The 214-nt window shown below is 63.1% G+C and carries 1 pseudogene; it reads left to right on the top strand.

What is annotated here, in order from left to right:
• Positions 1–214, top strand: a pseudogene (locus tag AF337_RS30635) (alpha/beta hydrolase); the annotation flags it as partial.

The raw sequence follows: 214 nt of genomic DNA, 5'->3' as shown, positions 1-214 counted from the left end.
GCGTCACTGCGCGTGAATTGACACGAAAGTGGCTGAACCTCGTTGATCCCCAGGGATATGCCGTCGCCTACGCCGCCTTCGCGGGCGGAGACGAGACCTATGCTGACGGCTGGAAAGACGTGGCTGGTCCGGCCCTGTTTCTGACGGGGTCCGATGATCCGAACTCGACGCCCTTGATGGCAACGCAAATGGCCGAGCTTGCGCCGCGGGGCTA

The organism is Rhizobium ecuadorense, from assembly GCF_001187535.1.
Lineage (GTDB): Bacteria > Pseudomonadota > Alphaproteobacteria > Rhizobiales > Rhizobiaceae > Rhizobium > Rhizobium ecuadorense.
The sequence above is the reverse complement of the archived record's forward strand: the minus strand, read 5'-3'. Positions and strand labels throughout refer to the sequence as shown.